6 protein-coding genes are annotated in these 6,564 nt (G+C 72.9%); all 6 read left to right on the plus strand.

What is annotated here, in order from left to right; genetic code table 11:
- Positions 1–2: 2 nt before the first annotated feature.
- On the plus strand, positions 3–953 hold the full coding sequence (argF, locus tag ACIPWA_RS04795) for an ornithine carbamoyltransferase (protein ID WP_400288412.1): 951 nt from the start codon (positions 3–5) through the stop codon (positions 951–953).
- Complete coding sequence (locus tag ACIPWA_RS04800; protein WP_400288415.1) at positions 950–1,489, plus strand: arginine repressor; 540 nt, start codon at positions 950–952, stop codon at positions 1,487–1,489. The genes argF and ACIPWA_RS04800 overlap by 4 nt, the downstream gene beginning before the upstream one ends.
- A gap of 264 nt (positions 1,490–1,753) precedes the next feature.
- Positions 1,754–3,226, plus strand: a complete 1,473-nt coding sequence (gene argH / locus ACIPWA_RS04805) for an argininosuccinate lyase (RefSeq protein WP_400288417.1) — start codon at positions 1,754–1,756, stop codon at positions 3,224–3,226.
- Between the two features lie 13 nt (positions 3,227–3,239).
- Positions 3,240–3,875, plus strand: a complete 636-nt coding sequence (locus ACIPWA_RS04810) for a uridine kinase family protein (protein ID WP_400288419.1) — start codon at positions 3,240–3,242, stop codon at positions 3,873–3,875.
- Between the two features lie 100 nt (positions 3,876–3,975).
- On the plus strand, positions 3,976–4,674 hold the full coding sequence (locus ACIPWA_RS04815; protein WP_400288421.1) for a DNA-3-methyladenine glycosylase: 699 nt from the start codon (positions 3,976–3,978) through the stop codon (positions 4,672–4,674).
- Between the two features lie 189 nt (positions 4,675–4,863).
- The gene (tyrS, locus tag ACIPWA_RS04820) at positions 4,864–6,123 is read left to right on the plus strand and encodes a tyrosine--tRNA ligase (RefSeq protein ID WP_400288423.1); all 1,260 of its coding nucleotides are present in this window, start codon (positions 4,864–4,866) and stop codon (positions 6,121–6,123) included.
- The last annotated feature ends 441 nt before the right edge of the window (positions 6,124–6,564 follow it).

Raw genomic sequence — 6,564 nt, forward strand, 5'->3', positions numbered from 1 at the left:
CAGTGACTGCCTCGACCGCCCCCGTCCGACACTTCCTGCGCGACGACGACCTCAGCCCCGCCGAGCAGCGCGAGGTCCTCGAGCTCGGCCTCGGCTTCCGTGAGGACCGCTTCATCCGCACGCCCCTGCGCGGCCCCCAGGCCGTGGCGCTCATCTTCGACAAGCCCTCGACCCGGACGCGCGTGTCGTTCTCGGCGGGGGTCGCCGAGCTCGGCGGGTACCCGCTGACGATCGACGGCGCGACGAGCCAGCTCGGTCGCGGCGAGCCCATCGCGGACACCGCCCGGGTCCTGGACCGCCAGACGTCCGCGATCGTGTGGCGGACGTTCGGCCAGGAGCGCATCGAGGAGATGGCCCGGGTCGCGAGCGTCCCGGTCGTCAACGCGCTGACCGACGAGTTCCACCCGTGCCAGATCCTCGCCGACCTGCTGACGGTCGCCCAGCTGCGTGGCGGCGTCGGCGCCCTGGCCGGCACGTCGCTCGTGTACCTGGGCGACGGGGCCAACAACATGGCCCACTCCTACCTCCTGGGCGGGGCGACCGCGGGCATGCACGTGCGCATCGGCGCACCGGCGCAGTACCTGCCGGACCCGGCGATCGTCGCCGACGCCGAGCGCATCGCCCGCGAGACGGGCGGCTCGGTCCTGGTCACCTCGGACGCGCTCGAGGCCGCGCGAGGGGCCGACGTCGTCGCGACCGACACCTGGGTCTCGATGGGTGACGAGGCGAGCGCCGCCGAGCGCGAGCTGCCGTTCGTGCCCTACCAGGTCAACGCCGCGGTCATGGCCGTGGCGGCGGACGACGCGCTCGTGCTCCACTGCCTGCCCGCGTACCGGGGCAAGGAGATCACGGCCGAGGTCATCGACGGCCCGCAGTCGGCCGTCTGGGACGAGGCCGAGAACCGTCTGCACGCCCAGAAGGCGCTGCTGACCTGGTTGCTGGAGCGATCGTGACGACCGGGGGCCTGGGGCCGGGCAGCGTGCCGACCACCAAGGCGGCACGCCACGCGCGCATCGCCCAGCTCGTCGCGCGGCACGAGATCCACTCGCAGGCAGAGCTCGCCAAGGCGCTCGCGGAGGACGGCGTGAGCGTCACGCAGGCGACGCTCTCGCGCGACCTGATCGAGCTGCGCGCGGAGAAGGTCCGCAGCGCGTCCGGCTCGCTCGTCTACGCGGTGCCGGGCGAGGGCGGGGACCGCTCGGTCCAGGTCGCGAACGACGCCGAGTACGTCGCCGCCCGGCTCGCACGCCTGTGCGGCGAGCTCCTGGTCTCGGCCGAGGCCTCAGGCAACCTCGTGGTGCTGCGGACCCCGCCGGGGGCGGCGCAGTACCTGGCCTCGGCGATCGACCACTCGGTGTTCGTCGGGGTGCTCGGCACGATCGCGGGCGACGACACGGTCCTGGTGATCTCGCGCGACGTCGACGGCGGCGAGGAGATGGCCGCGCGCTTCCTGGCGCTGAGCAACCCGGTCGGGCCGTCCGCCTCCTGACGGACGACGGCCTGCGGGCTGACAGACTGTGACAGGACACCAGAGGCCGTGACGCGCGCGGGGCCGCCTGCCGCACCCCGCGTCCCCACGGCCGCACACGCACGACAGACAGACAAGAACGACCCCGCCGACGACGAGGGCGACCCGCTCGCCCGGTCGCCGGCGGGGAGAACCCTCGAGGTCCTCGGCCGACGGCCGGGGCCTCGGCCGCCCGCGACGAGACGTCCGGGAGCGGCATCGACCTCGGTACCGGGAGCCAGAACCATGAGCGACGACCTGAACGACAACACCCCTGCGCCCGGGGACGAGCAGCCGGCGGCCGCCGCACCTGCCGCCCCGGTCAGCCTGTGGGGTGGCCGCTTCGCCGGTGGCCCCGCCGAGGCCCTTGCAGCGCTGTCGCAGTCGACGCACTTCGACTGGCGGCTCGCGCAGCACGACATCGCCGGATCCCGGGCGCACGCCAAGGTCCTGGCCGCTGCCGGCCTGCTCGACGAGGACGAGCTCACGGCGATGCTCGAGGCGCTCGACGTGCTCTCGGCGGACGTCGAGTCGGGGGCCTTCCTGCCGGTCCTGGCCGACGAGGACGTGCACACGGCGCTCGAGCGCGGGCTCATCGAGCGCGCAGGGACCGAGCTGGGCGGCAAGCTGCGTGCGGGACGCTCGCGCAACGATCAGATCGCGACGCTCGTGCGCTCGTACCTGCGCGAGGAGGCCCGCGCGATCGGCATCCTGGTGCTCGACGTCGTCGACGCCCTGATCGAGCAGGCCGAGGCGCACCCGGGCGCACCCATGCCGGGGCGCACGCACCTGCAGCACGCGCAGCCCGTGCTGCTCGCGCACCACCTGCTCGCGCACGCGTGGCCGCTGCTGCGCGACGTCGACCGCTTCATCGACTGGGACGTGCGTGCGGGGCGCTCGCCGTACGGCTCGGGCGCGCTCGCGGGCTCGTCGCTCGGTCTGGACCCGGCGGCCGTCGCGGCAGACCTGGGCTTCGACGGTCCGGTCGAGAACTCGATCGACGGCACGGCCTCGCGCGACGTGGTCGCGGAGTTCGCGTTCGTCTCGGCGATGCTGGGCGTGGACCTCTCGCGCTTCGCCGAGGAGATCATCATCTGGAACACCAAGGAGTTCGGCTTCGTCCGCCTGGACGACGCCTACTCGACGGGCTCGAGCATCATGCCGCAGAAGAAGAACCCGGACATCGCGGAGCTCGCGCGCGGCAAGGCGGGGCGCCTGATCGGCGACCTGACGGGCCTCCTGGCGACGCTCAAGGGCCTGCCGCTCGCGTACAACCGTGACCTGCAGGAGGACAAGGAGCCGGTGTTCGACCAGGTCGACACGCTCAAGGTCCTGCTGCCCGCGTACGCGGGCATGGTCCGCACCCTGACGTTCGACACCGAGCGCATGGCCTCGCTCGCGCCGCAGGGCTTCTCGCTCGCCACGGACATCGCCGAGTGGCTCGTCCGCGAGGGCGTGCCGTTCCGCGTGGCGCACGAGGTCGCGGGAGCGTGCGTGCGCGTGTGCGAGGAGCGCGGCACCGAGCTGTGGGACCTCTCGGACGCGGACCTCGCCGAGATCTCGGAGCACCTCACGCCGGGGGTGCGCGACGTGCTGACGGTCGAGGGTTCCCTCGCGTCGCGCGACGCGGTGGGCGGCACGGCCCCTGCGCGCGTCGCGGAGCAGCTCGAGGAGGCGAAGGTCCGCTCGGCGGAGTACCGCTTCTGGGTCCAGGGCTGAGATCGCCGTGAGCGTGAGCGCGGAGGTCCTCGCGGACCTCGTCTCCCGCGTGCACGACGGCGCAGCCTGCCTCGGCGCGGGACGTCCGGCCGGTCCGGGCGTCCCCGCCGGGCCGGGGTGCCGGCTGGTCGTCGTCGACGGGCCCGCGGGCTCGGGCAAGACGACGCTCGCGGCACAGCTGGGCGAGGCGCTGTCCGCGCAGGTGGTCCACATGGACGACCTGTACGAGGGCTGGACCGGGATGACCGCGGGCGTCGGGCGGCTCGTCGAGCAGGTGCTCGACCCGTTGTCCGAGGGCAGGGCGGGGCGCTACCAGCGCTACGACTGGACGCTCGGCGACTTCGCGGAGTGGCACGACGTCCCCGTGGCCCCGTTCCTCGTCGTCGAGGGCTGCGGTGCGGGGGCCCGCAGGATCGCCGACCTGACGACCCTGCTCGTCTGGGTCGAGGCCGACGACGAGGTCCGGCTCGGGCGGGGTCTCGCCCGCGACGGCGAGGACGCGTACGACGCGTGGATCGACTGGATGGTCACCGAGCGTGCGGTCTACGCCGCCGAGGGGACGGCCGAGCGGGCCGACGTCGTGCTCGACGGGTTCGGCGAGCCGGCCCCGCGACCGGCCGTCCCGGCGGACGGCGTCGCGGACGCCTGACTCCGCTGCCGTGGCGCTCGGGCGTCTCGTGGGACGCACCGACGAAACATGCGGGGCGTAGATTGCGGGGGAGACCCGCGCCGAGCCAGGGAGGCCTCCCGTGCCCGAATCCCTCCGATCCGCCACCCCAGACCTCCGTCTCGTGCCCGACCCCGGCGAGCCCGCCCTGGACGTGCCGGCCCGGGGTTGGTTCGCGCGGTCGAGCCTCGAGGTCGCGCGCGATCTGCTGGGGTCGTCGATCACGCACCGCACGCCCGAGGGGGTCGTCACGGTCCGCCTCACCGAGGTCGAGGCCTACGACGGGGAGCGGGACCCGGGCTCGCACGCGTTCCGTGGCCGCTCGGAGCGCAACCGTGCCATGTACGGCGAGCCCGGTCACCTCTACGTCTACCGCCACCTGGGGCTGCACCACTGCGTCAACGTGGTGTGCGGGCCGCTCGGGCAGGCGTCCGCGGTCCTGCTGCGGGCGGGCGAGGTGACCGACGGCGCCGAGCTGGCCCGGGCACGCCGTCTCGCGGTCGGGGTGTGCGACTCTGACCGTCAGATCGCGCGCGGGCCCGCCCGGCTCGCGGTGGCGCTCGGTCTCGACCTCGACCACTACGGGCTGGACGTGACGGACGTGGCGGGAGACGTCGTCGTGCACCGCGACACGCGTACGCTGCGACCCGCGATCGCGACCGGACCACGCGTGGGCGTGAGCGGCGACGGGGGAGACGCGAGCGTCTACCCGTGGCGGCTGTGGCTCACCGGGGACCCGACCGTCTCGGCCTACCGCCCCGCGTACCGCCGGACGCGCTGAGGCGCGCGGGTCGGCTGGTTCCGGCCCCGGACGTCGTCGGGGGCCGCGACGCGCGGGCGTCCACGCTGCAGGGGAAGTCGGTGCTCGGGGGCAGGACACGGCAGACTAGGACCTCGGGCGCGCGGGACGACGGCGCGCCCCACCCACGCCCTGCGCCGCACCGCGCGCGGGCACGACGAAGGAGATGCAGTGAACGACGTTCTCGACGAGTTGCAATGGCGAGGCCTGGTGGCGCAGTCCACCGACGAGGCCGCGCTGCGTGCTGCGCTGGCCGAGGGACCCGTCACGTATTACTGCGGCTTCGACCCGACCGCGCCGAGCCTGCACCACGGCCACCTGGTCCAGCTCATCCTGCTGCGCCACCTGCAGCTCGCGGGGCACCGGGCGATCGCGCTCGTCGGCGGCGCCACGGGGATGATCGGTGACCCGCGTCAGTCGGGGGAGCGGATCCTCAACACCAAGGACACGGTCGCCGAGTGGACCGAGCGACTCAAGTCGCAGGTCTCGCGCTTCCTCGACTTCGAGGGCGACAACCCGGCCCGCATCGCGAACAACCTCGACTGGACCGGTCAGCTCACGGCGATCGACTTCCTGCGGGAGATCGGCAAGCACTACCGTCTGGGCACCATGCTCGCCAAGGACACCGTGGCGCGCCGCCTGAAGTCGGACGAGGGCATCAGCTTCACCGAGTTCAGCTACCAGATCCTGCAGGGCAACGACTACCTCGAGCTCTTCCGGCGGGAGGGCGTCACGCTCCAGACGGGCGGCAACGACCAGTGGGGCAACCTGCTCTCGGGCGTCGAGCTGATCCGCAAGGCCGAGGGCGCGTCGGTGCACGTCCTGACGACCCCGCTCATCACCAAGGCCGACGGGACCAAGTTCGGCAAGACCGAGGGCGGGGCCGTGTGGCTCGACCCGGACATGATGAGCCCGTACGCGTTCTACCAGTACTGGGTCAACGCGGACGACGCCGACGTGGTGGGCTGGCTCAAGATCTTCACCTTCCGCAGCGCGCAGGAGATCGCCGAGCTCGAGCGTGCGGTCGCCGAGCGCCCTGCGGCGCGCGAGGCGCAGAAGGCGCTCGCGGCCGACGTCAGCACGCTCGTCCACGGCGCCGCCGCGACGGAGGCCGTCATCGCCGCGAGCCAGGCGCTGTTCGGCCGGGGTGACCTGGGCGCGCTCGACGCGGGCACGCTCGCGGCGGCCGTGGCCGAGCTGCCGCGCACGACGGCGGCTGCCGGCGACACGGTCGTCGACCTACTGGTGGGATCGGGCCTGGTGGCCTCGAAGGGGGCGGCACGTCGGGCGATCGCCGAGGGTGGGGCGTACGTCAACAACGTCAAGGTGACCGAGGAGGACGCGGTCCTCGGCGCGGAGGACCTGCTCCACGGGCGGTTCGCCGTCCTGCGTCGCGGCAAGCGGACGCTGGCGGTCGCGGCTGCCGAGTAGTCCCTGGACGTGCGGGGCCCGGTGAGCTGTCGACCGGGTCCCGCGGGCTTCCGCGGGCGCGTCCAGCTCGCCGGCGGGACTGCGGTGACCGGCGTCACGACGGCACGGTTTGACCTTCCCGGCAACCTCCACGTAATGTTCTGGATGTCAGCCCGACAGGGAGGAACAGACACCACTGCGAAGCTCTTCGGAGCCGCCGCGAAGTGGCTGGTCCCGCAGGTTGGCTCCTCCGAGAAGTTCAGGTCCTGGATCTGGCGTCTCGTGAGGCAGATCAGCAGAGAGCGTCTCCGCTTCAGCGGTAGACACCAGCTCAGCGGTCTGGTAAGGTAGAGAAGTTGCCCCGAGCGAAGGCCTGGAAACGGGTTGGAGTCGGTGCGTGTCGGTTGCTTGAGAACTCAACAGTGTGCTTGATAGTTAATGCCAATTGTCCTGCATGGGCGC

The sequence above is a fragment of the Oerskovia enterophila genome (assembly GCF_044748475.1).
Lineage (GTDB): Bacteria > Actinomycetota > Actinomycetes > Actinomycetales > Cellulomonadaceae > Oerskovia > Oerskovia enterophila.

What these genes read in the sequence shown, in the direction of transcription:
- argH (WP_400288417.1), top strand. Translation starts at nt 1,754, where the DNA reads ATGAGCGACGACCTGAACGACAACACCCCTGCGCCCGGGGACGAGCAG.